23 protein-coding genes are annotated in these 24,991 nt (G+C 69.9%); 11 read left to right on the top strand and 12 right to left on the bottom strand.

From position 1 onward, the window contains the following. Window positions 1-2: 2 nt before the first annotated feature. From AB0C28_RS35290 to AB0C28_RS35265, 6 genes are all read left to right on the top strand, one after another. Entirely contained in the window at window positions 3-791 is a 789-nt protein-coding gene (locus tag AB0C28_RS35290; RefSeq protein WP_358080085.1) for an ABC transporter permease, read from the top strand. Further along, window positions 788-1,564, top strand: a complete 777-nt coding sequence (locus tag AB0C28_RS35285; RefSeq protein ID WP_357857881.1) for an ABC transporter permease — start codon at window positions 788-790, stop codon at window positions 1,562-1,564. Before AB0C28_RS35290 ends, AB0C28_RS35285 begins: the two co-directional genes overlap by 4 nt. Before the next feature lie 14 nt (window positions 1,565-1,578). Next, window positions 1,579-3,027 carry a dihydroorotase family protein gene (locus AB0C28_RS35280; RefSeq protein ID WP_358080084.1) on the top strand — a complete coding sequence of 483 codons (1,449 nt, stop codon included), beginning with the start codon at window positions 1,579-1,581 and terminating at the stop codon, window positions 3,025-3,027. 265 nt (window positions 3,028-3,292) lie between these two features. After that, window positions 3,293-4,267 (top strand): ABC transporter substrate-binding protein, encoded by a 975-nt coding sequence (locus tag AB0C28_RS35275; RefSeq protein ID WP_357857877.1) that lies wholly within the window; start codon window positions 3,293-3,295, stop codon window positions 4,265-4,267. Continuing rightward, window positions 4,264-5,040, top strand: a complete 777-nt coding sequence (locus tag AB0C28_RS35270) for an ABC transporter permease (RefSeq protein ID WP_357857874.1) — start codon at window positions 4,264-4,266, stop codon at window positions 5,038-5,040. Before AB0C28_RS35275 ends, AB0C28_RS35270 begins: the two co-directional genes overlap by 4 nt. Beyond that, window positions 5,037-5,813 (top strand): ABC transporter permease, encoded by a 777-nt coding sequence (locus AB0C28_RS35265; RefSeq protein ID WP_357857871.1) that lies wholly within the window; start codon window positions 5,037-5,039, stop codon window positions 5,811-5,813. The genes AB0C28_RS35270 and AB0C28_RS35265 overlap by 4 nt, the downstream gene beginning before the upstream one ends. A 4-nt stretch (window positions 5,814-5,817) precedes the next feature. Here the strand turns inward: AB0C28_RS35265 and AB0C28_RS35260 are convergent, their stop codons facing one another. The 7 genes from AB0C28_RS35260 to AB0C28_RS35230 all read right to left on the bottom strand — a co-directional run bounded on the left by AB0C28_RS35260 (window position 5,818) and on the right by AB0C28_RS35230 (window position 13,518). After that, the gene (locus AB0C28_RS35260) at window positions 5,818-7,269 is read right to left on the bottom strand and encodes an MmgE/PrpD family protein (protein ID WP_358080083.1); all 1,452 of its coding nucleotides are present in this window, start codon (window positions 7,267-7,269) and stop codon (window positions 5,818-5,820) included. Continuing rightward, window positions 7,262-8,125: a cyclase family protein gene (locus tag AB0C28_RS35255; RefSeq protein ID WP_358080082.1), complete on the bottom strand. Its 864-nt coding sequence runs from the start codon at window positions 8,123-8,125 to the stop codon at window positions 7,262-7,264. Before AB0C28_RS35255 ends, AB0C28_RS35260 begins: the two co-directional genes overlap by 8 nt. A gap of 92 nt (window positions 8,126-8,217) precedes the next feature. Then, window positions 8,218-9,024 (bottom strand): class I SAM-dependent methyltransferase, encoded by an 807-nt coding sequence (locus tag AB0C28_RS35250; protein ID WP_358080081.1) that lies wholly within the window; start codon window positions 9,022-9,024, stop codon window positions 8,218-8,220. Between the two features lie 310 nt (window positions 9,025-9,334). Continuing rightward, entirely contained in the window at window positions 9,335-9,922 is a 588-nt protein-coding gene (locus tag AB0C28_RS35245; protein ID WP_346104696.1) for an ATP/GTP-binding protein, read from the bottom strand. Further along, the gene (locus AB0C28_RS35240) at window positions 9,903-10,250 is read right to left on the bottom strand and encodes a DUF742 domain-containing protein (RefSeq protein ID WP_346104825.1); all 348 of its coding nucleotides are present in this window, start codon (window positions 10,248-10,250) and stop codon (window positions 9,903-9,905) included. Before AB0C28_RS35240 ends, AB0C28_RS35245 begins: the two co-directional genes overlap by 20 nt. A 71-nt stretch (window positions 10,251-10,321) precedes the next feature. Beyond that, window positions 10,322-10,744, bottom strand: a complete 423-nt coding sequence (locus AB0C28_RS35235; RefSeq protein WP_080042345.1) for a roadblock/LC7 domain-containing protein — start codon at window positions 10,742-10,744, stop codon at window positions 10,322-10,324. Beyond that, window positions 10,741-13,518: a nitrate- and nitrite sensing domain-containing protein gene (locus AB0C28_RS35230; protein ID WP_357857860.1), complete on the bottom strand. Its 2,778-nt coding sequence runs from the start codon at window positions 13,516-13,518 to the stop codon at window positions 10,741-10,743. Before AB0C28_RS35230 ends, AB0C28_RS35235 begins: the two co-directional genes overlap by 4 nt. 609 nt (window positions 13,519-14,127) lie before the next feature. Between AB0C28_RS35230 and AB0C28_RS35225 the strand changes: the two genes are divergently transcribed. From AB0C28_RS35225 to AB0C28_RS35205, 5 genes are all read left to right on the top strand, one after another. Then, window positions 14,128-15,129: an ABC transporter substrate-binding protein gene (locus AB0C28_RS35225; protein WP_346104700.1), complete on the top strand. Its 1,002-nt coding sequence runs from the start codon at window positions 14,128-14,130 to the stop codon at window positions 15,127-15,129. After that, a complete protein-coding gene (locus AB0C28_RS35220) occupies window positions 15,126-15,941 on the top strand; it encodes an ABC transporter permease (RefSeq protein WP_357857857.1) in 816 nt (271 codons plus the stop codon). The genes AB0C28_RS35225 and AB0C28_RS35220 overlap by 4 nt, the downstream gene beginning before the upstream one ends. A 17-nt stretch (window positions 15,942-15,958) precedes the next feature. Beyond that, entirely contained in the window at window positions 15,959-16,747 is a 789-nt protein-coding gene (locus tag AB0C28_RS35215; protein WP_357857854.1) for an ABC transporter permease, read from the top strand. Between the two features lie 171 nt (window positions 16,748-16,918). After that, window positions 16,919-17,689, top strand: a complete 771-nt coding sequence (locus tag AB0C28_RS35210) for an ABC transporter ATP-binding protein (RefSeq protein WP_357857851.1) — start codon at window positions 16,919-16,921, stop codon at window positions 17,687-17,689. 90 nt (window positions 17,690-17,779) lie between these two features. Continuing rightward, window positions 17,780-18,649 (top strand): DUF4429 domain-containing protein, encoded by an 870-nt coding sequence (locus tag AB0C28_RS35205; RefSeq protein ID WP_358080080.1) that lies wholly within the window; start codon window positions 17,780-17,782, stop codon window positions 18,647-18,649. An 89-nt stretch (window positions 18,650-18,738) separates the two neighbouring features. On the opposite strand, the gene AB0C28_RS35200 is transcribed toward AB0C28_RS35205, so the two are convergent. From AB0C28_RS35200 to AB0C28_RS35180, 5 genes are all read right to left on the bottom strand, one after another. Further along, window positions 18,739-19,317 carry an ATP/GTP-binding protein gene (locus tag AB0C28_RS35200; RefSeq protein ID WP_106248363.1) on the bottom strand — a complete coding sequence of 193 codons (579 nt, stop codon included), beginning with the start codon at window positions 19,315-19,317 and terminating at the stop codon, window positions 18,739-18,741. Further along, a complete protein-coding gene (locus AB0C28_RS35195) occupies window positions 19,298-19,705 on the bottom strand; it encodes a DUF742 domain-containing protein (protein ID WP_346104707.1) in 408 nt (135 codons plus the stop codon). Before AB0C28_RS35195 ends, AB0C28_RS35200 begins: the two co-directional genes overlap by 20 nt. 20 nt (window positions 19,706-19,725) lie before the next feature. After that, window positions 19,726-20,139, bottom strand: a complete 414-nt coding sequence (locus tag AB0C28_RS35190) for a roadblock/LC7 domain-containing protein (protein ID WP_201760494.1) — start codon at window positions 20,137-20,139, stop codon at window positions 19,726-19,728. Between the two features lie 5 nt (window positions 20,140-20,144). Then, complete coding sequence (locus AB0C28_RS35185) at window positions 20,145-23,330, bottom strand: nitrate- and nitrite sensing domain-containing protein (protein WP_358080079.1); 3,186 nt, start codon at window positions 23,328-23,330, stop codon at window positions 20,145-20,147. A gap of 251 nt (window positions 23,331-23,581) precedes the next feature. Continuing rightward, window positions 23,582-24,979, bottom strand: a complete 1,398-nt coding sequence (locus AB0C28_RS35180; RefSeq protein ID WP_357857841.1) for an aminobutyraldehyde dehydrogenase — start codon at window positions 24,977-24,979, stop codon at window positions 23,582-23,584. Between the last annotated feature and the right edge of the window lie 12 nt (window positions 24,980-24,991).

The raw sequence follows: 24,991 nt of genomic DNA, 5'->3' as shown, positions 1-24,991 counted from the left end.
CAGTGCGGCGCGAGCGGACTCCGCTCGCCCGCGCGAAACTCATCAAGGTCACCCGCCACGCCGTCGGCGTGGCGGGTTTTCTGCTCGCCTGGCAGTTGCTCGGGATGTCCGGCATGGTGAAGTGGCTGCCACCGGCGATCGACACCCTGATCAGAGCCGTCGGGCTGGCCGTCGACCCGGTCTTCCTCGACGATCTGCGGGGCACGCTGGTCGCCGCGATCATCGGGCTGCCGCTGGCCGTGGTGATCGCCGTGCCGATCGGGCTGCTGCTGGGAACGGTCCCGGCCGTCGAGGAGATGACCCGGGTGTTCGTGGAGTTCCTGCGGCCCATCCCCTCGGTGGCGCTGATCCCGCTGGGGCTGTTCTTCTTCCAGCCGGAGATCAACGCCAAGGTGGCGCTCATCGTCTTCGCCGCCTCCTGGCCGATCCTCATCAACACGCTGTACGGCGTGCGTGACGTGGACCCGCTGGGCAAGGAGACGCTGCGCTCGTTCGGCTTCGGCAAGGGCGCGGTCATCTGGCGGGTGTCCCTGCCGAGCGCGGCCCCGTTCATCGCCACCGGTGTGCGGCTGGCCGCGAGCATCACGCTCATCCTGGCCGTCAGCTTCGAGTACATCGTGGGCGGGTCGAGCGGCATCGGCAGCTTCCTCATCGAGGCGAGCACGGGCATCGGCGCCGATGCCATGATCGACGTGATCGCGGCGCTCATCTGGGCCGGAGTGATCGGTCTCGTCGTCAACACCCTGCTCCTGCGCGCCGAGCGGCGCCTGTTCAAGTGGCGGACGGCATGATCCGTACCCTGGTCAAACGGCTCTGGCTGGTTCCCGTCGTGCTGATCGCGTGGGAGCTGACCGCGCTCTCGGCCGAGAGCCCGTACCTGCCGGGCCCGGTCAAGATCCTGTCCCGCATGTACGAGATGTGGTTCTCCGGGCCGTACATCCTCACCGACGAGGCCATCGACAACTTCGTCCCCAGCCTGGTCCGCGTGACCGGGTCCTGGTGCCTGGCCGTGATCGTGGGCGTGGCACTGGGAGTGGCGATCGGCCGCAGCTCCTGGCTGGCCGACTACGTCTCGCCGCTGATCGAGTTCGGCCGGGCGGTGCCGCCGCCCGCGATGCTGCCGGTCTTCCTCGTGCTGTTCACGATGGGCACCCAGGTGCAGGTGGCGACCATCGTCTTCGGCATCGTCTGGCCGATTCTGCTCAACTCCATCGACGGCGCGCGCAGCGTCGACCATCTGAAGATCGAGACGGCGACGGTCTTCGGGGTGCCGGCTCACCTGCGGTTCAGCCGGATCATCCTGCCGTCGGCCGCGCCGAAGATCTTCGCCGGGCTGCGGCTGAGCGTGTCGCTGGCGCTGATCCTGATGATCATCTCGGAGCTGAAGGGCAGCACCGAGGGGATCGGCTACCTCCTCAACCTGGCCAGCAACAACGCCGACATGCCGGCCATCTGGGCCGGAGTCCTGCTGCTCGGCGTGCTCGGCTACGTACTCAACACCCTGTTTCTCATGGTGGAGCGGCGCGTGCTCGCCTGGCACCGCGACGCCCACCGCATCGCATAGGAGAGTTCACGCCCGTGAGCGAGCTGCTGCTGAAGAACGTGAAGGTCGTCACCCACGACCGCGACGAGCCCATCGACGCGGACGTCGCCATCGAGGACGGCCGGATCGTCCGGGTCGAGCCGGGGCTGTCCACGGCGGGCGAGGTGATCGACGGGGGCGGCCGGCTGGCCTTCCCCGGAGTCGTGGACGCCCACCAGCACTGGGGCATCTACAACCCGCTGCCGGAGGACGCCGAGTCGGAGAGCCGGGCCAGCGCCCAGGGCGGCGTCACCACCGCGCTCACCTACATGCGGACCGGTCAGTACTACCTCAACAAGGGCGGGCCCTACGCCGAGTTCTACCCCGAGGTGCTGCGGCAGGCCGAGGGCAGGGCCTACGTCGACTACGGGTTCCACCTGGCGCCCATGTCGAGCGGGCACATCGGCGAGTTGCCCGACCTGGTCGAGCGGTTCGGCGTGCCGTCGTTCAAGATCTTCATGTTCTACGGCGGTCACGGGCTGCACGGGCGCTCGGACGACCAGAGCTCGTTCCTCATGCTGCCCGAGGGCGAGCGTTACGACTACGCGCACTTCGAGTTCGTGATGCGCGGCGTGCAGGCGGCCCGCGAGCGGCTGCCCGAGCTGGCGAGCGAGATCTCGCTGTCACTGCATTGTGAGACAGCCGAGATCATGACGGCTTACACCAAGCTCGTGGAGGAGGCCGGGGAGCTGAGCGGGCTGGCCGCCTACAGCGCCTCACGTCCTCCGCACTCCGAGGGGCTGGCGGTCTTCATCGCCTCCTACCTCGCCCACGAGACGGGGCTGGGCAACGTCAACCTGCTGCACCTTTCGTCGCGCAAGGCCATGGACGCCGCCGTACGCATGGCGGCGACGTTCCCGCACATCGACTTCCGCCGCGAGGTCACGATCGGCCACCTGCTCGCCGATGTGGACACCGCCAACGGCATCGGCTCCAAGGTGAACCCGCCGATCAGGCCGCGCGAGGACGTCGAGGCCCTGTGGGAGTACGTGCTCGACGGCACCGTGGACTGGGTCGTCAGCGACCACGCCTGCTGCCGCGACGAGGTCAAGTTCGGTGAGCCGCGCGACAACGTCTTCCTGGCGAAGTCCGGGTTCGGCGGGGCCGAGTACCTGCTGCCCGGCCTGGTCACCGAGGGCCGCCGCCGGGGGCTGCCGTACGGCCGCATCGCCGCGCTGACCTCGTGGAACCCGGCCAAGCGGTTCGGCCTGCGTACCAAGGGCACGATCGCACCCGGTTTCGACGCCGACATCTGCCTGGTCGACCCCGCGCAGACGTGGACGGTGCGGGCGCAGGACTCGGAGTCGACGCAGGAGTACACGCCGTTCGAGGGGTTCGAGCTGACCGCCAGGGTGACGGACACGTTCGTGCGCGGCCACCGGGTGCTGGACTCCGGCAAGATCGTGGGCGCTCCGGCGGGCAGGTACGTGTCCCGGCCCGCCTGATCACCGGCAGCACACGACGCCGCCGCCGTACGGACGAGCAACCGTCTCATCCGTACGGCGGCGGCGTTTTGTCGTCTTTCACAGGAGCGATTCTCCGCAGAGCCGGTTCCGTACGGGAGCGGCCCTGCCCCGCACGTTGCTCCACAGGAACGATTCTCCGCCGGGCCGTTCGCACGGTGCCCAATTGATCATCATTCGGGTACGCTCCGGGCCAGTGACGTCAGTCGCTCTCCATGACGCGATAACCCCCCCGGTAGGAGAACGCATGAGATCACGAATCCCGGCCGTCGTCCTCGGACTGGCCCTGGCCCTTTCCGGGTGTAGCGGCGGCGGCGACTCCCCCACTCCCACGGCCGCCGGCGGCACCGGTTTAGAGAAGACCACCATCAAGGTCGGCGCCCTGCCCATCCCCGACCCGGCCGCCCTCTACATCGCCCAGGCCAAGGGCTTCTTCAAGGCGGAGGGCCTGACCGTGGAGCCGGTGACGATCACCGGCGGCGCGGTGGCGCTGCCCCAGATCGAGAGCGGCGCCCTGGATATCTCGCAGACCAACTACGTCTCGACGATCCTGGCCGCGGGCCAGGGCAAGAAGATCAAGCTGGTCGCCGACATGTACCAGGCGGCGCCCAACACCTTCACCATCATGGTGCCCAAGGACTCCCCCATCCAGTCGGTGGCCGACCTCAAGGGCAAGGTCGTGCTGGTCAACAACCTCCAGAACATCGCCACCCTGGCGGTGACGTCTCAGATCAAGGCCGCCGGCCTGAGCACGGACGACATCAAGTTCATCGAGAAGCCGTTCCCCGAGATGGGCAACGCGCTCAACTCCGGTCAGGGGGACGCGGCCTGGATCACCGAGCCGTTCATCACGGCCAACAAGAACGCGCTCGGCTTCCGCACGATCGCCGACACGATGACGGGCCCCACTGCGGAGTTTCCGATCGCGGGCTGGATGGCCAGTGAGGACTGGGCCGCGAAGAACCCCAGGACGCTGGCGGCCTTCCAGCGGGCGATCGCCAAGGCGCAGCAGCTCGCGTCGTCCGACAGGAAGGAGGTCGAGGCGGTCCTGCCGACGTACACGAAGATCGACGCCAAGACGGCGGCGGCCATCGCCCTGGGCACCTTCCCGACCTCGCTCGACGCGGCCCGGCTGCAGAAGGTCGCCGACCTCATGCTCGAATACGGGTACCTCAAGAGTCCCGTGGACGTGAAGTCGATGATCGTGCCGACCACCGGATGATCGCCGCGCGCCCGCTCCGCGGCGCCGCCGGCGTCGCGGGGTTCCTCGTGGCCGCGGAACTGTTCATCCGGTTCGGGCTGGGCGAGGGGCTGGTCTTCCCCGCGCCGTCCGCGATCCTGCTCGGGGCATGGGAGCTGCTCGCGGACGGCGTCTTCCTGGAAGGGGCGCTCGCGACGCTGACGAACTGGGTGCTCGGCCTGCTCGCCGCCACCGTGGTGGCCGTGCCCGCGGGCGTGCTGCTCGGCGCGCTGCCTCCGGCCGAGCGCGCCATCAGGCCGGTGCTGGAGTTCCTGCGGCCGATCCCGTCCGTGGCGATCATCCCGCTGGCGATCCTGCTGATCCCGGTGGACGAGCTGATGAAGGTCTCGGTCATCGTGTACGCCTCCATCTGGCCGATCCTGATCAACACCCTGTACGGCATGCGCGACGTGGACCCGATGGCCAAGGACACCCTGCGGGCCTTCGGGTTCGGGCCGCTGGCCGTACTCGTCCGGGTGAGCCTGCCGAGCGCCGCCCCGTTCGTCGCCACGGGCGTCAGGATCGCGGCCGGGATCGCGCTCGTGCTGGCGGTCAGCGCCGAGCTGGTGGCGGGCGGCGTGGCCGGCATCGGCGTCTACGTGAACGTGGCCGGGAGCGGCAACCGGATGGACCTCATGATGGCGGCCACGTTCTGGGCCGGGGTGCTGGGGGTGGCGGCGAACCTGGTGCTGCTGGCCGGGGAGCGCCGCCTGTTCCACTGGCATCGGGCGCGGACGGGAGAGGCGGAGTCGTGAAGGCCCTCATCAGGCTCTGGGTGATCCCGCTCGTCCTCGTGTTGTGGGAGCTCGCCGCCCGCGCCCTGGCGGACACGGACTTCCCGCCGCCGACGACGATCATCGCCCGCATGCACGCGCTGTGGTTCTCCGGCCCGGCCGGACGGCTGTTCCTCACCGAGGACGCCGTCGGCAACCTGCTGCCGAGCCTCGGCCGCATGTTCGGCGGCTGGGTGCTGGCCGCGGTGATCGGGGTGCTGCTGGGGACGGCGCTCGGGCGGTCCCGTACCGCGACCGACTACGTGGACCCGCTGATGGAGTTCGGGCGTTCCATCCCGCCGCCGCTGCTGCTGCCGGTGTTCGTGCTGCTGTTCAAGGTGGAGCTGACCACGCAGCTGGCCACGATCGTGTTCGGGGTGATCTGGCCGGTCCTGCTCAACTCCGTGGACGGCGCCAGGTCGGTCGACCGCGGCTACACGGAGACCGCGACGGTCTTCGGTCTGACCAGGGCGCAGCGCCTGCGCCTGGTCGTCCTGCCCGCCGCCGCGCCGAAGATCTTCGCCGGGCTGCGGCTGAGCCTGTCGCTGGCGCTGATCCTCATGGTGATCACCGAGCTCATCGGCGGCTCCAACGGCATCGGGTACCAGCTGCTGCAGGCCCAGCGCAGCTTCGACGGGGCGGGGGTGTGGGCGGCGATCGCGCTGCTCGGCGTGCTCGGCTACCTGGTGAACTCGCTGTTCGTGCTGGCCGAGCGGCGCGTCCTGGTCTGGCACCGCCAGTCGGGCCGGGGCTGAGGGCTCACGGCTCCAGGTCCGGGCCCGAGTCCGAGTCCGAATCCGGGTCGAACGCGGCCACCAGCCGGAGCAGCTCACCCACGTCATCGGCCTGCTCCAGGCGGCCCGCGAGCCCGGCCACAGCGTCGGCGGTGGCGGCGGAGAGCCGGCCGGCGGCGTTGTCGCGGAACTTCAGCGCCAGCTCCTCCGCCGACAGCGGCCGATCAGGGCCGCCGCGGTTGGCCAGCACCTCCTGCCGCCACTCGCGGCCGTCGGCGTCACGGGCACGCAGCACGGCGGGGAACTGGTGCGGGAAGATCTCCGTCGCGCGCTCGTCCGGCACCACGTCCACCTTGGCCATGAGCTCGCGCCGCAGCGGGTCCCTGGCCAGCTCGTCGGTGAAGTCGGCCAGGCCCAGGCCGAGCCCGCCGCCGCCGAGCAGCCCGGCCGCCACCGCGTACGGGCCGCTGAACTGCGCCTGGTAACCCGTCTCCGGGGTGCGCTTGGCCTCGATCGGTTGCCCGATGGTCCTGATCACGGGTGCGGGGACGCCCAGCGTCAGGCTCTCCACCCGGTGCGGGTCGAGCCCCTGCGCGCGCAGGCCCATCGCCGCGTCGATGGCGGCATGGGTGAAGTGGTTGGCCGGGTAGGGCTTGAAGAAGATGCCGGGGACGGCCCACTCCGAGCCGAGACCTCTGGTGATCTCGCCGGCCTCGTAGTGGCCGTGCAGGAACGCCTCGAAGAAGCCGAAACGTCCCTCGATCACGGTCGGAGGGCCGGTGAAGCCGCGCCGGACCAGGTCGGCCGAGGTCACCGCCGCGTGCGCGGCCCATCCGCAGTGCAGCCGCTTGACCGTGCCGCCGGTCCTGTTGCCCTCGATGATGCCCGAGGCGGTGGAGGCGGCCAGGCCGAGCGAGTCGAGCACGCCTTCGGCCGGCAGGCCGAGCAGCAGTGCCGCCGCGACGGCGCCGCCCATGGTGCCGCAGATGGAGGTGGCGTGCTGGCCGTGCTCGAAGAAGGTCGAATTGCCGACTTCGGGGTCGTATCCGGCCATGCCGAGGCGGACGCAGACCTCCAGACCCACCGCGATGGCGCGGATCGTGTCCCGGCCCGAGGCGGCGGCCAGCTCGGCGGCGGCCAGCGCGGCCGGGATGACGGGGGCGCTGGGGTGCAGCACGGAGGGCAGATGGGTGTCGTCGTAGTCGAGCGAGTGCGCGAGCACGCCGTTGGCGAGCGCGGCCAGCGCGGCGGGCACCTTCGCACCGCCGCCCACGACGTGCGCCTGCGGGGCGCCGCCCTGGTCGCGGACATAGGAGACGATGGCGGCGCTGGTCGGCAGCCGGTGCGCGGCCACGCAGAGCCCGATCACGTCGAGCACCCGCTTGCGCACGCTGTCGGCGACCGCCTCCGGCAGCGTGTCGTAGGTGGTGCCGGCCGCGAACTCCGCCAGCAGCCGGCCCAGGGTCGGCTCAGCCACGGAACGCCTCCTGGCTCGCCGGTGCGCCCGCCACCAGCGCCAGCGGGCGCACCGGCGAGCCGGTCGCGCCCAGGAAGGCCAGCGGCGACAGGACGAACGTGAACTCGTGCACGCCGTCGCGGGCCAGCCCGTCCAGGTCCATGGCCTCGACGATGTAGACGCCGGACTCCACCAGCAGCACCCGGTGCGCGGGCAGCACGCTGTGCCCCTCCCCCGGGGCCAGGCGCTCGAACGCGATGGTGTCGGCGCCCACCGCGTGCGGGGACCTGGCGGTCAGCCAGCGGGCTCCCGCCTCGCCCACGCCGGGCACGCCCGACTTCGCGCCGATGTAGACCTCACGGTCGGGGTCGGTGAAGTGGCGTCCCCATCCGCTGCGGACCAGGACGACGTCTCCGGGTGCGGGTTCGACGCCCTGGCGGCGTACGGTCTCGTCGAGATCGGCCGGGGTGATCTCGTATCCCGGCGCGCAGGACTCCAGCCCGAGCGCGGCCGGCACGTCCAGCAGCACGCCGCGGCGGACGATCGGCGCGATCGTGTGCACGCCGTGCTCGGGGTAGCGGCCCCCGACGCACGCTTCCGCCGCGTCGGCCCCGCCGTGCAACCTGCCGTCCTGGGACACGTGCGCCAGCGCGTCGATGTGGGTGCCGACGTGAGTGCCCATGAAGATCAGGTCGTTGGCGGCCGACCCCCCGTCGGGACGCACCTTGTCGCCGTGCCGGCGCGGGAGCGTGTGGGTGTAGGCGGGGTGGTTGGGCGACTGGGGCATGCCGGCGAAGAGCGGCCTGCCCAGGTCGTAGATCCTCACACCGCCGCGCACCGCGTCGAGCAAGGGGTCGGTGTTCGCGGTCGTGCTCATGTTCTCCGTCTCTTCTCACCGACGTCTCTTCTCACAGACGTCTCTCTTACCGGGCGCCTGCCCTGGAGGAACCCCCAGGACAGGCGCCTCGCTCACAGGCGTCCCGTGGCGTAGCGCACGGTGCGTTCCAGGAGAAAGCCGTCCTGGGGCAGCGACGCCTCCAAGGCGGCTCTCGCCTCGGCGCGCGACGACTCCGGGATGCTCTCCAGCGCGGCCCTGCGAGCGGCCGACCAGAGCCAGTCCCACACCTGCCCGGCCTGGATGGGCACCTCGAACACCACGTCCGCGCAGGAGGCGTCGCGCAGGCCGCCCGCCTCGAACAGCTCGATCATCTCCTCGGGCCCGCCCAGCTTGTGGGTGAACGGGGCGCTGCCCGCTCCCGTCGTGTACGGCTCAAGCGCCCGCGCCACCAGCCCGAGCAGCTCGGCCTCGGCCGGGCTCGACCGGACCAGCAGGCTGGCCGCCAGCCGCCCGCCCGGCTTCAGCAGCCCGGCCATGGACCGCACGGCGGCGAGCGGGTCGGGCAGGAAGTACAGCATCATCCCGGCCAGCACGACGTCGAACCGCTCCCCCGGCAGCAGCTCCTCGGCCTGCTCCGCGTCACCGAGCAGCACGGTCGCCTGGCGCAGGCCCTGGCGCTCGACCTCGGCGGTGGCGGCCGCCACCATCCCGGGCGCGAGGTCCAGCCCGACGACCCGGCCGGTGGGACCGACCGCGTGCGCGGCCGGCACGAGCGAGGCGCCGGTTCCGCAGCCGGCGTCGAGGACGTGGTCCCCTGGTCCTGGGGCGGCGCGCCGGACGAGCTCGGCGGCGACGGGCGCGAAGAAGGACACGCCGACGCGCTCGTACGTGCCGGCCGCGCGGTCGAACAGGCCAGCCATGTACTCCTTGGCGTTCATCAGATTTCCTCCACAGTCAGCTTGCGGACGCCGGGCGTCGGGGGGTGGACCGATGATCAGATGAGCTCGAAGCTGAGCCTGCCACGAAAGGCGGACAATCGCCACAAGCACCCCATTCGCCCCGCCGATTCGGAAGAGGCGGGGCGCGGCAACGCCAGGGAAGTCGCAAGGAAGGCTGCGGAAGACGTGGGTGCGGCTGACGGGCAGCCGGATGGGCCTCGGGGGCGGGCGCGCTCGAAAGGCCCGGCCCTAGTACGGCACGGCAGGACGGCCGCGCGAGCCAGGCCCGGTGGAGCCGGGCTCGGTGGGGTCAGCCGCCCCAGCCCGGCACGGCCATCCTGACCGTGAGAGCGTGCTCGACCAGGTTGATCAGAGCGCTCTTGACCGAGTCCTTGGAGCGGGCGTCGAGCCGGACCAAGGGAATGTGCGGCGCCAGCGTCAGGGCGTCGCGCACCTCGCTGTCACTGTGGGGGTATTGGCCGTCCCATCCGTTCACGCCCACCACGAACGGGAGCTGCGCCTCTTCGAAATAGTCGATCGCGGGAAAACTGTCGGCGAGCCGGCGCGTGTCGACCAGCACGACCGCGCCGATGGCGCCCCGCACCAGGTCGTCCCACATGAACCAGAACCGGTGCTGCCCGGGCGTGCCGAACAGGTAGAGGATCAGGTCACGATCCAGGGAGACCCGGCCGAAGTCCATGGCGACGGTCGTGGTCGACTTCAGCGGCGTCATGCCCAGATCGTCGATCCCGGCGGAGGCATCGGTCATGACGGCCTCCGTGGTCAACGGCATGATCTCCGACACCGCGCCGACGAACGTCGTCTTGCCCACCCCGAAACCTCCCGCCACCACGATCTTGGTCGAGGTGAGCCCGGGGCTAGAGCCTGCGAAGTCCACTTAGCACCCTTTCGAGCAGATTTACGTCCGGCCGGCCGGCGTCCAGTTGCGGCTGATGCACGCGCACCAGACCCTCGGCGGCCATGTCAGCGATCAGCACCCGCACCACCCCGAGCGGGATCCGCAGCAGGGCCGACACCTCGGCCACGGACCGGACCTGCCGGCACAGCTGACTGATCGCCTGGTACTCCGGCGTGATGTGCGAGAACTCCCGGTGCTCGGCCGTCGCCGAGGACACCAGGGCCTCCATCGCCAGTTTGACCCGCGGCGCCGTCCGTCCACCTGTCACCGCGTAGGGACGGACGGGCGATGCGGGGTCGTGATTCAGCTGCGGCTGGGACTGGGGTTGAGGCGGAGGGGCCCAACCGCTGCTGTTCCATCGGGGGTCTGACACCTACATCACCTGGTCTGACTGGCACGCAGTTCGGCACGCACAGCCGGAGTCAGCACCTGACCGGCACGATCGACCATCAGCGTCATCTGGTACGCGACCAGACCCATGTCGCAGTCCGGAGCCGCCAGCACCGCCAGACACGAGCCGTCACTGATCGACATGATCAGCATCAGCCCGCGCTGCATCTCCACGATCGTCTGATTGACCGCACCACCCTCGAACACCCGCGCCGCACCCTGCGTCAAAGACACCAATCCCGACGCGATGGCGGCCAGCTGATCGGCACGATCAGCCGGAAAACCCGCCGACGCCGCCAACGGCAGACCATCGGACGACACCACCACCGCGTGCGCGACCCCCGGCACCGTGCTGACGAAGTCCGTGATCAGCCAGTCGACACCGCGCGCCGCGTGGCTGAGGTCGTTCATAGGCCCTCCTCCCTTTCGTTGTTCTTCGGGCCAGAGGGGAACGCTTTGCCGTCGGTGATGTCATCGCGTGCCGCCCTGAAGCCTTGCTGGAAGCTGGATAGCCGGTTGCGGATCCGATCCGGTGACACCGACGGCATCGGTGTCACGCCCTTGGGTGAGGCCCCCGTGTCCGCCGATCCCGGGACCAGGTTGGCCTTGGGCACCCGTTTGGGCAGGCCCGCCGCCGTCGATCCGTCTCGTACCGGCTCCACTACCGCCTCCGCCGCGCTCCAGCCCGCGTCCGCCTTCGAGGAACCCCAGCTCGCGCCGTTCGTGTCGCGCCCGAACCAGGCGGACTCGACGGCGGCGAAGATCGGCAGGTAGTCGTCGCCGGCGGACGCGGGCGGTGCCGCCGGCATGGGGCCTGTGACGCCGGAGTCGGACGGGGGGAAGTCGAACCCCGGCCGCTGCGACGGATTGGTGTCCTGGTTCCAGCCACCAGGGGGCGCTTCAGGAACGGGTCGTTTGGGCAGGCCCCGGTCGCCGTTCCAGGTGGAGCCGCGGGGCGGCGTCCAGATGTCGCCGCCGTCGGGGGCGCTGCCGCGCGGTTCCTGGGGCCAGGCCGAGGGGTCGGGCTGCCAGGGCGGCGCCCCCCAGTTGCCGCCGCTGCCGCCGCCGTCCGGGTTGGACGGGAAGGACGGGTGTCCCGGCCCCATCTGGAACGTCGGTTGCGGCCAGTCGGTGGCCGGTGGCGCGGGATGCGGCCCCGAGTAGGGCTCGCCGCCAGGTGCTCCGGGGCCGGCCGGCCCGCCGCTCCCCGCGCCGGCGAAGGCCGTCGGCTGGTTGCCGGAGAACTGGGGCGGCTGGTTGCCGGAGAAGGACGGCATGCCGGCGAAGTTGGGCGCCTGGGAGCCGAGCATGTTCTCGGGGATCAGCACCATCGCGGTCAGGCCGCCCGAGGCGTGCGGGCGCAGCTGCACCCGGATGCCGTGGCGGTGCGCCAGCCTGGCGACCACGAACAGGCCCATCCGGCGCGACACCGACACGTCCACGCTCGGCGCGTCCGTCAGCCGCTCGTTGGCCTGGACCAGCTCCTCCTGGGTCATGCCGATACCGGAGTCGGTGATCGACAGCATCACGCCGCCACCGTCGATCCGGCTGCCGGAGACGGTGACCCTGGTCTCGCGCGGCGAGAACGACAGCGCGTTCTCCACCAGCTCGGCCAGCAGGTGGATGACGTCGTTGACCGCCTGCCCGGCGACCGACACGCCGTCGGGGACCTGGAGCACCACGCGCTCGTAGTTCTCCACCTCCGACAGCGACGCGCGGGCCACGTCGACCAGCTTCACCGGCTGGCTCCAGCGGCGCGGCGGGTCCTGGCCGGCGAGGACCAGCAGGTTCTCGCTGTTACGCCGCATACGGGTGGCCAGGTGATCCAGCTTGAACAGGTTGCCCAGCCGATTCTCGTCCTGCTCGCCCTGCTCCAGACCGTCGATCAGGGTGATCTGCCGCTCCACCAGCGTCTGACTGCGGCGCGACAGGTTCACGAACATCGCGTTGACGTTGCTGCGCAGCCGGGCCTCCTCGCCCGCCAGCCGCACCGCCTCACGGTGCACCTCGTCGAACGCCCGCGCCACCTCGCCGATCTCGTCGTGCGTGTCCACGCCGATCGGCAGCACGGGGCCGACCGTGCCGTCACCGCTGTCGCGCAGGCCCTGGACGGTCTCCGGCAGTCGCTGCCCGGCGATGTCGAGTGCCTCCCTGCGCAGCCTGCGCAGCGGCCTGATGAGCGAGCGGGCGATGAGCGAGATGATCGCGATCACCACGATCAGCAGCAGCAGGATGAGCCCGCCGGAGATCATCGCCGACCGGTTGGCCCCCTCCACCAGGCCACGCGCGCGCAGGATGACGGAGGAGGACAGCTCCTTCTCCACGGCGCGCAGCGCGTCGATCTTGCCGGTGCTGACCTCGAACCAGGTGGCCACGTCCCGGTCGGGCCGCAGGCCGATGCTCAGCTCCTTGCCCTCGGCCGACTGAGCCATGGCGCGCAGCCTGAACAGGTCGGTCTGGTCGACGTCGCGGCCGACGACGGTGTTGCGGTAGAGCTCAAGCTGGTCGAGGTTCGACAGCGTGGCGAACAGCGTCTCCTCGCTCTCCTCACGCGACTTGGCGTCGGTGAGCGCGTCGAGCTCGCCGCTGTCGAAGCCCTTCTTGTCCAGCGCGCTGGCCAGGATGCCGCGCTGCTTGGACGCCTGTTCCTTGGCCCTGGCGATGGCGGCCATCGAGCTGGCGCTGTCGGCGACCTGGTCGTCCACCGCCACCTGGCCGACCTGGTCGTGGAACTGCAGCAGGGCCGCGATGATCTCGGAGTATTTCCTGATCATCGGCAGCGGCTGGATCTTGCCGTTGACGGCGGTCTCCCGCAGGGTCGGGATCTCCTCCAGGCGGCGCAGCACCGGCCGCACGGCCTCGCCATGAGTGTCGCTGAGCGCGATCGCCCGCTGCTTGGCCTCATTGATGAGGCCGTTCACCCCGCTGTAGGTCGTGCGGAGCTGGGCCTCGCGGTTGTCCGGCCGGCCCTGGGCGATGTAGAGAGCGGTCTCGTCGCGTTCGAAGGAGAGGTCGTGCGTGACCGCGCCGAGCTGCTGGCTCAGCTCGGCGACCTCTCTGAGGGTCTCGTACGTGTTGGCGTCGCTGAGGGAGGTGACGACGTTCAGCCCGCCCAGGCCCACGGCGACGGCGGTAGGTACGACGATCAGCGCGATCAGGCGCGACCGCACGTGCCAGTTGCCCAATCCGAACCTCTTTGAAGAGGAAGTGGGTTTGGACAGCCTGCGCTTCTGATGGCCGTGCGACTCGCGGTCAGCGGAAGCTTCAGCGCTCTGCGTTCTCACTGCCTTCGCTACCTCTCGCCCGTGAGGGAATTCCCGGTTATTGCAGGTCTTGCGCGTGGGGCAATATGCACATCGAGATAAGCGCCATTTGAGCACAGGGCTCGAACGGGGCCAACCACCCTTAATGCCCCGATGAGGTGTTCGTCCCTAAATGTCCGGAAAAAGCGGCGGAATCATACCAGCACGTTCTAGCTGGTGAAACAGGCAATGGGAGATCGTTCCACGAGCCGCCGCCTGACTCGCGGAAAAGATCGAATGACGGGCCTCACGGGCACCCGATGTCCCGCTGGTTACCTCCAATCCCAAACCGGACAAACATCAGGATTCTTGCGGGTCGTCAAATTTTCACGATATAGCGGTAAACAGACATTGCAACCACAAGTGTTATCTTCACGATAATGACCACACATTTGGTGCTACCGTCGATCCCTGTTGTGCGTCAGGCACACAGCCCCCGGGAGCAGAAGCCACCCGGTCCCCCCCTGGCTCCATCTGAAGGGAGTCCCTGACATGAGGCTTGGCCGTTCCGCCAGGGCCGCCATCATCGGGTTCGCTTTGACACTCGGCGCCGTGGCGTGCAGCACCGGCGGCGCATCCACCGCCAGCGCCCCGCCGTCGGCACCCGCCAACGGCGGCCTGGAGAAGACCCAGCTCAAGATCGCAACCCTGCCCGCCATCGACAGTGCCGCCCTCTACGTGGCCATCGACCAGGGGCTCTTCGAGAAGGAGGGACTGGAGGTCACCCCGCAGATCGTCCAGGCCGCGCCTGAGGCGATCCCCATGCTGGTCAAGGGCGAGATCGACGCGATGTTCGGGAACTACGTGTCGATGTTCGCCGCCCACGACAAGAACGCGCTGAAGCTGCGCATCCTGGCCGAGGGCTCTCGCGCAGCCCCCGACTCGCTCAGCATCATGGCGCTGCCCAACTCGCCCATCAAGACGCCGAAGGACCTGGAAGGCAAGACGATCAACGTCAACGTCCTGCACAACTTCCAGGAGCTGGCACTCACCCAGGTGCTCAAGGCCAACAACGTCGACCCGGCCACCATCAAGTACGTCCAGGTGACGTTCCAGAACATCATGCCGTCGTGGAAGGACGGCCAGATCGACGCCGCCTACCTGGGCGAGCCGATGGTCACCGCGGCCACGTCCAGCATGGGCGCGCGCAAGATCCTCGACCCCGCCTCGGGGCCGGCCGCCGAGTTCCCCATCTCGGGCTACGTCAGCACCCAGGACTGGTACGACGACAACCCGAAGGTGTCGGCCGCCTTCCAGCGGGCCATCCACAACGCGGCCAAGCTGATGGAGAACAACCGTGAGGTGGTGGCCAAGGTGCTGCCCACCTTCACCCAGATCGACGCCGGCACCGCCGCCACCGTGACCTTCCCCTACTTCTCCAGCAACGACAACCCGGTCCGCCTCCAGCGGGTGGCCGACTGGATGCTGGAAGCCAAGTGGCTGACCAAGCCGATCGAAGTCAAGTCCCTCATGTCGCCCACCACGTCGGGGTGAGCGCTCAAACCCTGTCCCGCGTCGGCCCGGCGTCCGCCACCACCCGGTGGCGGCGCCGGGCGACCGGGGCTCTCGGCTTCGCCGCGCTCATCGAGCTGCTCAGCAGGACCGGGATCGCCGATCCCGCGTTCCTGCCGCCTGCCACGGAGATCCTGGGCCGGGCGGCCACGCTGCTCCTCGACACGCGGTTCCACGCGCACGCCCTGACCAGCGCGCTGGCCTGGGCCATCGGGCTCGGCCTCGCGGCCGTGATCGCGGTGCCGCTCGGCCTGCTGCTCGGCAGCGTGCCGATCATCGACGCCGCCACCCGCTCGGTCGTGGAGTTCCTGCGGCCGATCCCGTCCGTGGCGCTGATCCCGCTGGTGGCCCTGCTCATCGGCACGGGGCTGCAGCACCGCGTGGCACTGGTCGTCTACGCCTCGCTCTGGCCCATCCTCTACAACACGATGTACGGCCTGCGCGGCGTCGACCCGCTGGCCAAGGAGTCGCTGCGCGCCTACGGCTTCGGCCCACCGGCCGTGCTGCTGCGCGTGTCGCTGCCCTCCGCGGCCCCCTTCATCGCCACCGGCGTCCGCCTGGCGGCCGGGGTGGCGCTCATCCTGACCGTCAGCACCGAGATCGTGGCCGGGCGGGGCGAGGGCATCGGCGTGTTCATCTTCTTCGCCGGGATCGCCGTGCCCGCGCGGATGGCCGACATCCTGGCCGGGGTGTTCTGGGTGGGAATGTTCGGCGTCCTGGTCAACGCGCTGCTGGTGGCCGCCGAGCGGCGGGCCTTCCGCTGGCACCACGCGCAGTTGGGAGCGCCGGAATGAGGATGAGGGGCAGGGGCATGCGGACGGCCGTCTTCCGGCTGCCGGTCCTCCTCGGGCTCGTCGCGGTCTGGGAGGCGGGCACGCGGGCGGCCGGCGACCCGTTCTTCCCCCCGCCCAGCACGATCGTGGCGCGGATGTACGAGCTGTGGTTCTCCGGGCCGCCCACTACGTTGTTCCTGACCGAGGGGGCCGTCGCGGATGTCCTGCCCAGCCTGGGCCGGATGGCGCTCGGGTTCGCCGGGGGCGCGCTGATCGGGGTCGTGCTCGGGCTGGCGGTGGGACTGTCGGAGCGGGTCTACGACTATCTCGACGGCGTGCTGCAGTTCCTGCGCGCGATCCCGCCGCCCGCGCTGGTGACCGTCTTCCTGGTGCTGTTCGGGTTCGGGCTGCGCATGCAGCTGGCGTTCATCCTGTTCAGCATCGTCTGGCCGGTGCTGCTCAACACCGCCGACGGGGCCCGCTCGGTGGAGCCGCTACACCTGCAGACCTGCCAGGCGTTCCGGCTGTCGCGGGCCGAGCGGTTGTTCCAGGTGATCCTGCCCTCGGCGCTGCCCAAGATGTTCGCCGGGCTGCGGCTGGCCCTGTCGCTCTCGCTCATCGTGATGGTCTTCTCCGAGCTGCTGCCCGGCACCACGAACGGGATCGGCTTCCAGCTCACCTTCGCCTACCAGAGTTTCGACCTGCCCGCCATGTGGGCCGGAATCGTGCTGCTCGGGGTGATCGGCTATCTGCTCAACGAGCTGTTCCTGATCGTCGAACGCCGGGTGCTCGCCTGGCACCACGCCGCCCAGCGGCTGGTCGGATAGGGGGCGCCTATGAGGCTGTCACTCCCATGGCGATGCCAAACGTGCGAGAGTAAGATCACGCCCTGAATAGGTTTACCTGACTGACATGTCCAGCTTTTCCCCCTCCGCTAGAGTCGTTGCGACTCCTCAAGAGTCACCGCGCTGTCCGCGGTCTCGCCCCTAGGACATCCATTGCTCGAGATAGACAACCTTTCCCATGTGTACGGCGGCGGCACCCCCAACGAGCACCACGCCATCGACGGGCTCAACCTGAGCGTCGCCGAGGGCGAACTGCTCTGCATCGTCGGTCCCTCGGGATGCGGGAAGTCGACGCTGCTGCGCTCCATCGCCGGTCTGATCACGCCGACGGGCGGCCAGGTCAAGGTCGAGGGCAACCTGGTGCGCCAGACGCCCGACAACCTGGCCGTCGTCTTCCAGGACTACAGCCGCTCGCTGTTCCCGTGGATGTCGGTCGCCGACAACGTGGCCCTGCCGCTGCGCCGCAAGAACATGGACAAGCGCCAGCGCCGCGAGGCCGCCCAGGAGGCTCTGGAGTCGGTGGGCCTGGAGGCAGCGGGTCGCAAATACCCGTTCCAGCTGTCGGGCGGCATGCAGCAGCGGGTGGCGATCGCCAGGGCGCTGGCCTACCGGCCGACGCTGATGCTGATGGACGAGCCGTTCGGCTCGGTGGACGCGCAGACCAGGGAGGACCTGGAGGACCTGGTGCTCAAGGTCCGCGGCCACCATCAGATGACGATCGTGCTCATCACGCACGACATCGACGAAAGCGTCTACGTGGGCGACCGCGTGGTGGTGCTGTCCAAGGCGCCCGCGCACGTGGTCGGCGACCTGAAGGTCGACCTGCCCGGGCCGCGCGACCAGATCACGACGCGCGAACACCCCGACTTCGTGCACCTGCGGGCCGAGGTGGGGCGGCTCGTCCGCGGCCACGCCACGGTCTAGACGGCTCCTTCCTTCCGCGTCCGGCGCCGGGCCTCCGTCGAGGGGCCCTCTCGCCGTGCCTGTCCGCCCAAGAGCATTAAGCTGAAAAGGGTGGAGGACGTCTTAGCCGGCCGGGGATGCAGTTGGACCTTCGGCCCTGAATCGCTGACCATCACTCCGGGGCCGGGCAAGGCTCCGAAACTCCTGGCCGAACTCGGCGAGCGCGTCGTGCCGTACGCGGCCATCTCCGACGTCACGCTGACGCGGGGCAAGCGCGGCACCGTGGCGCTGCGGGCGATCCCCAGGTGGAGCGCCGATCCCGTGCTGGCGGCCGCGGCCGGGCAGCTCAAGGAGCGCGAGGACCCGTACCTGCTGGTGCTGCCCGAGGACAAGGAGACGCTCGCCGACTACTACGCGCAGGAGCTGCGCTCGGCCGTCACCGACCGGGGTCCTGCCGATCGTTTCCTCGTCGCCCCGCCTCCGACGCCCCGGGCCTTCAAGGCGTGGGACGGCGCCGCGGCCTTCGACGGCGAGATCGTCACCTTCACCTGGTTCTGGTCGGGAGCCTCGTCGGCCAAGTACGCCACAGGCGACCAGCGCTACCACCTGACCGAGCTGGAGGGCGTCGAGTGGCACGCCCCCGAGGGGGCCAGCGGGTCGCTGCGGCTCAAGGCGCGCGGCCGGCGGACGCCGCTCGATCCCAACAAGGATCCGGCCTCCGTCGTCTTCTCGCTCGGCTACGGCGCCACACACCAGTCGTTGCCCTTCGCCGCCGCTGTGCTGGCCGCTCTCTCCTCCTCAAATGAGTCCGGGACTCCTGAGGCGGACGAGGCGCCCAGGCCGCCAGAGGCGCTCACGGCGGCGCCCCACTGGAGCGAGGTGACCGAGCTGATCGCCAGACTGGGCGAGCTGCGCGACAGCGGGGTGCTGTCGGAGGAGGAGTTCCAGGCCAAGAAGACCGAGCTGCTGTCACGCCTCTGACCCCGCCGGACGAGCGCGGGCGGGCAGGTGAGTGGGTTCGGGTGAGTTCGGGCGGGCGGGCCCTGATGAGCCCGCCCGCGCCGAGCCGTTTACACCGGCGTGTGCATGTGGCGGGTCAGGGCGTGCTCCACCAGCGTGATCAGGGTGGATTTCACCGATTCGCGCTGCCGGGCGTCGAGCCGCACGATCGGGATGTGGCCGCCGATCGACAGCGCCTCCCTGAGCTCGTCCTCCTGGTGCGCGAACTGACCGTCCCAGCCGTTGATGCCGATGACGAAGGGCAGTTTCGCCTCTTCGAAGTAGTCGATGGCCGGGAAGCTGTCGGCCAGGCGGCGGGTGTCCACGAGGACGACCGCGCCGATGGCCCCGCGTACGAGGTCGTCCCACATGAACCAGAACCGGTGCTGTCCGGGCGTGCCGAACAGGTACAGGATCAGGTCACGGTCGAGCGAGACCCGGCCGAAGTCCATGGCGACGGTCGTGGTGGTCTTGTTCGGAGTGAGGGAGACGTCGTCCACGTGAGCGGAAGCATCTGTCATGACCGCTTCCGTGGTGAGCGGCAGAATCTCCGAGACCGCCCCCACGAACGTCGTCTTCCCCACGCCGAAGCCCCCGGCCACGACGATCTTCGTCGAGGTTAGGCCGGGGCTAGAGCCTGCGAAGTCCACTGAGCACCCTTTCGAGCAAGTTGAGGTCCGGCTTTCCCGCGTCCAGCGCAGGCTGGTGCACGCGGATCAGGCCTTCCGACGCCATGTCGGCGATCAGCACCCGGACCACACCAAGAGGCTGGCGTAAAAGGGCGGAGATCTCGGCAACCGACCGGACGTTCCGGGTCAGCTGAATGATCGCCTGATACTCCGGACTTAGTAGGGAAATGTCTTGGTATTCAGACGTCATGGAGGACACGAGTGCCTCCATGGCGAACTTCATCCGCGGCGCGGTGCGCCCTCCGGTCACGGCATAGGGCCGCACCAGAGAACTCGGCTTCTGCGGACGGGGAGCCGCCGGATGCGGCGGAGTGCTATCACCAGCCCAACCCTGCTGACCTGACACCATATCTCCTGTCACCGCCCAAACTAGCGGGGGCGGGCCGCTTGCAGCTCAGCGCGTACGGCCGGGGTCAGCACCTGGCCGGCCCGCTCGACCAGCAAGGTCATCTGGTACGCGACCAGCCCCATGTCACAGTCGGGAGCAGCCAGGACCGCCAAGCAGGAGCCATCGCTGATCGACATGATCATCAAGAGCCCGCGCTGCATCTCGATAACGGTCTGGGTCACCATACCGCCCTCGAAAACCCGCGCGGCGCCCTGGGTGAGACTGATCACACCGGAGGCGACCGCGGCGAGCTGGTCGGCCCGGTCCTTGGGAAAACCCTCGGAGAAGGCCAGCGGCAACCCGTCGGACGACACCACGACCGTGTGAGCGACGCCTGGCACGTTGTTCACGAAGTCCGTGATCAGCCAGCTTATACCGCGCGCTCCCTGGCTCATTTCTCTCATTTGTCCTCCTCATTCTCGTCTCCGCGGGTGAACGCCCGGCCTTGCCGGACACCCTGCTGGAAGCTGGAGAGCCGGCTGCGCAACCGCTCCGGGGAGATCTGGGGTGCCGGTGACGTGGCCTGGGGCTCGGCGAGACTGGCCGTGCCCGGCACCAGGTTGGCCTTGGGAACACGACGGGGCAGGCCCGACTGCGTCGTACCGGCCTGCTGGGGCTGGGCCGCCGCCTGCGCGGCCTGGAAGCCGGAGTCCGCGGGCGACGACCAGGTCGAGCCGGCGCCGGAGGCGCCGGGCGTGCGCTGCGGCAGCCCGGACCTGCTCAGCGTGTGCTGCGGCTGGTTCTGCTGCTGGGGCGCCGGCGGCGCCGCGGGCGGCGGCGGGTCGGCCGGGATGGCCGGGTGCACAGCCGTGATCTCCGGCTCGCTCTCCGGCTCCGGGTAGCGCAGCATGTCCGGCTCGGGCTGGCGCAGCACCTCGGGGTCCGGGCGGCGGAACCAGTCCGAGCCGACCGACGAGAAGATCGGCAGGAACTCCTCGCCCTGCTCCTCCATGGGAGAGTTGCGGACCGCGGGCAGCGGGCCCGTCATGTCCTGCGAGGAGTAGTCGCCGGGGCCGAAGCGGCTGTACTGCCCGTTGCCGTTCTGCTCGAACTGGTCGGCGGGCTTGGGCTCGTCGACGAACGGCGAGTGGTAGTTGTCGCCGAACACCGGCTTCGGCCGTTCCTCCGCCTCGAACAGCGACCTGCGCGGCGCCGGGTCGGCGAACGACGTCCAGCGCGGCTCCTCCTGGGGCTGCTGCTGCGGCGGCTCGGTCGCGAAGGACGGCCAGCGCGGCTCGTCGTCCTGCATGGGCGGCGGCTGCTCGGCGAACGACGGCCACCGGTTCTCGGCGAACGGCTGCGGGTCGGCGGCCGGCGGGGCCTCCTCCGCGAACGAGGGCCAGCGCTGCTCGCCGAACGGCTGCGGCTGCTGCGGCACGGCCGGGGGCTCCTCTGAACCGAACGGCGGCCAGCGGGGCTCGTCGGCGGCCGGCTGCGGCTGCTCGTACGACGGCTGCTCGTAGGAGGGCGGCTGCTCGCCGAAGGCGGCGGGCTGCTGCTCGCCGAACGAGGGCCAGTTATCACCGCCTGGCACCGGCAGCGAGCCCGGCCACTGGGTGTCGACGACCTGGCCGGGAGCGTCGTCGAAGGAGGGGTGGCCCTGCATGCCGTTCGGCGACTGCGGCCCGAACTGGCTCGGGTCGAACGTGGTGAACGCCTCGTACTGGCCGCCCTGCTGCGGCATGCCCGCCCCGTTGCTGATGAGCATGTCGGGCATCATCACGAGCGCGCTCAGGCCGCCGGTCTCGCGCATGCTCAGCTGGACGCGGACGCCGTGGCGCAGGGCCAGGCGGCCGACCACGAACAGGCCCATGCGCCGCGAGACGGAGACGTCGACCACGGGCGGGTTGGCCAGGCGCCAGTTGGCCTCGGCCAGCTCCTCCTGGCTCATGCCGATGCCGAGGTCGTTGATGGAGACCATCACGCCGCCCTCGACGGGCGTGCTGGTGACGGTGACCTTGCTCTCGCGCGGGGAGAAGGAGATGGCGTTCTCGATCAGCTCGGCGAGCAGGTGGACGGCGTCGGTGACGGCGGGGCCGACGATGAGGGTGCCGGACGGGATCTGGATCTGCACCCGTTCGTAGTTCTCGACCTCCGACAGCGAGGCGCGGGCGATGTCGACCAGCGGCACCGGCTCGCTCCACTTGCGCGCGGCCTCCTGGCCGGCGAGGACCAGGAGGTTCTCGCTGTTGCGGCGCATGCGGGTGGCCAGGTGGTCGAGGCGGAACAGGTTCGCGAGCCGGTTCTCGTCCTCCTCGCCCTGCTCCAGGCCTTCGATGAGCTGCAGCTGCCGTTCGACCAGCGTCTGGCTGCGGCGGGAGAGGTTGACGAACATCGCGTTGACGTTGGCGCGCAGCTTGGCCTCGTCGCCGGCCAGCCGGATCGCCTCGCGGTGGACCTCGTCGAACGCCCGGGCCACTTCCCCGATCTCGTCGCGGGTGTTGACGCCGACCGACGGCACCTCGGGAATGTTGGCGCCCTCGCCGGACTCGCGCAGCACGCGGACGGTGTCGGGCAGCCGGGTCGTGGCGACCTGGAGCGCCTCGGCGCGCAGCCGGCGCAGCGGCCGGACCAGCGAACCGGCCACGCGGGTGGTGATCACCAGGACGAGGAGCAGCAGGACGAGGATCAGCGCGCCGGAGATGATGGCGTTGCGCTGCTCGGTGTCGCTCAGCTCGCGGGTGCTGGCCACGATCTTGGTGGCCAGGCCGTTCTCGACCTTGCGCATCGCGTCGGTGGTGAAGTCGGTGCTCTTGTACCAGTTGTCGAGGTCGCGGACGAGGGTGGGGGTGGTGACGTCGAGTTCCCTGATCCGGTTGCTGTCGCTCACCTGGGCCAGCGCGCGCTGGCGCATGGCGTCGGCGAGGTCGACGTCCTGGCCCCTGACCCCCTGCTGGTAGGCCTTGAGCTCCTCGGGGCCGGCCTCCTGCTCGAACGCGGCCAGCTCGGCCTGCTGGTTGTTCCACGAGCCGAGGAAGTCCGACCAGTCGGCGCGGTCGATCCTGCGCTGCACGAGGGTGACGATGAGGATGATCTGCTGCCGCGAGACCTCCTCCTTGACCTTCTGCAGCGAGTTGAGCGCGGCGACGTCACCCTGGAGGGCGTCGTCGCTGACGCCGTCGCCCAGGTCTCCCTGGATGGAGGAGAACACGTCGATCATCGTGCTGTACGTGCCGATGGAGGCGCGCGCGGGCACGTTGCCGACCATGGAGGCGCGAAGGCTGTTGAGACCGTCGAGCCAGCGGCGCATGTTCTGGACGCCCTCGCGCACGCGGACCGAGTGCGCGGCGTCGATGGCGGTGGAGGCGGACAGCACTTCCGTCTTGGCCTCGTCGGTGGCCTGCCGCTGCGTCTTCAGCTTGACGAAGCGCTGCCCCTTGCGGCGGTCGGCGACGTACCACGCGGTGAGCGTGCGCTCCTTGGCGAGCTCGTGGTTGAGCGCGCCGATGCGCTGGACCAGCTCCGCCACCTGGCTGAGCCGGCGGTATTCGGCACTGGTGCCGATGGAGTTCGCCAGCTGGACGCCGGCGAGCAGCACGCCCACGACCGTGGGGATGAGGATGAGCGCGACCAGCCTTGACCGCACACGCCAGTTCGCCAGCCGGAACCGTCCGCCTGTGTACTCCCCTGACCTGGTGTGCCTGGGGTCTTTCGTCCTCACTGAGTCTCGCAACCTCTCGCCGGTACGTGCTCGAAGAAAATCAGACACGCGTGGGGCGCATGGGATTCTGTCCGGCTGGGTAATTGGAACACAACCCGTACCAGATCGGCCAACCGAACATATCCCACCACACATGCCCAAAGAGGCACTTTGGGCACCATAGCGCCTACACGTTTTCAGGCTGGCCGGAACGAATCCCGTTCGGCGGGCGCCGCGTGCTTCACCATCAGGTGCCGCGTCACCGAATACTCCTGCACCGCCTCCTGGCTCATGTCCTTGCCGAACCCGCTGCCCTTCACCCCGCCGTGCGGAGCCTCGCTGGCGATGGGCAGATGGTCGTTGACCCAGGTCACGCCCACGTCGAGCCGGTGCGAGACCCGCATCGCCCTGGCCACGTCACGCGACCAGACCGAAGAGGCCAAACCGTATCTAGTGTCGTTGGCCAGTCTCACCGCTTCGTCCTCACCGTCGAACGGCAGAACCACCAGGACCGGTCCAAAGAGCTCACCCTGGACGATCTCGCTGGTCTGCGCGACGTCGGCCACCAAAGTGGGCGGATAGAAAAAGCCGGGGCCCCCGATCGGGGAGCCGCCGTGCACCACGCGCCCGCCGGCCCGCGAGACGAAGCCGTGCACCCTGTCCCGGTGCGCCGCGGAGATCAGCGGGCCGATGTCCGTCTTGGGGTCCCAGGGGTCGCCCACGGTGATGCCCGCCAGCCGCTCCCTGATCGCCTCCACGGCGTCGCCGTAGACGCTCCTGTCGACGTAGACGCGGGTGGCCGCGGTGCAGTCCTGCCCCGTGTTGTACGTCGCCCCCATGGCCACGCCGTGGGCCATCTCCGCCAGGTCGGCGTCCTCGAACACCAGCGCCGGCGCCTTGCCCCCGAGTTCGAGGTGGACCCGCTTGAGCGTGGCCGCGGCGCCGCTCATGACGGCCCTGCCGGTCTCGGTGGAGCCGGTGACGCTCACCATGTCCACGCCCGGGTCGGTGACCAGCGCCTGGCCCACCTCCGCGTCGCCCGTGACGGCCCGTACGAGCCCGGCCGGGGCGCCCGCCTCGGCGAACAGCCCGGCCAGCCGCAGCGTCGTACGGGGCGTCTGGGGCGCCGGCTTGATGACCACGGCGTTGCCCGCCGCGACCGCGGGCCCGAGCTTCCAGACCGCCATCACGAACGGGAAGTTCCACGGCGCGATCGACCCCACCACCCCGACCGGGCGGCGCAGCATGACCGAGGTGTAGCCGGAGCTGAACACCCCGGCCCCCGTGCCCTCAAGCGAGCGGGCGGCCCCGGCGAAGAAGCGCAGGTTGTCGGCGGCGAAGGGCAGCTCGCCGTCGCGGAACACCGCGGCCGGCTTGCCCGTCTCCTCCACCTCCAGCCTGGTCAGCTCTTCGGCGTCGGCCTCCACCAGGTCGGCCAGCCGCAGCAGGACCCGCGCCCGCTCGCCCGGGGTGGCCTGCGACCACTCCTCGAACGCGGCGCGGGCCCCGCGGACGGCCGCCGCCACCTCCTCGACCGGCGTATCCGGAATCTCGGCACAAGGAAGGCCGGTGGCGGGGTTGATCAATTCGCGCATCAGGAAGACTTC

This window comes from Nonomuraea sp. NPDC048892 (assembly GCF_040649735.1).
Taxonomy (GTDB): domain Bacteria; phylum Actinomycetota; class Actinomycetes; order Streptosporangiales; family Streptosporangiaceae; genus Nonomuraea; species Nonomuraea maheshkhaliensis.
The sequence above is the reverse complement of the archived record's forward strand: the minus strand, read 5'-3'. Positions and strand labels throughout refer to the sequence as shown.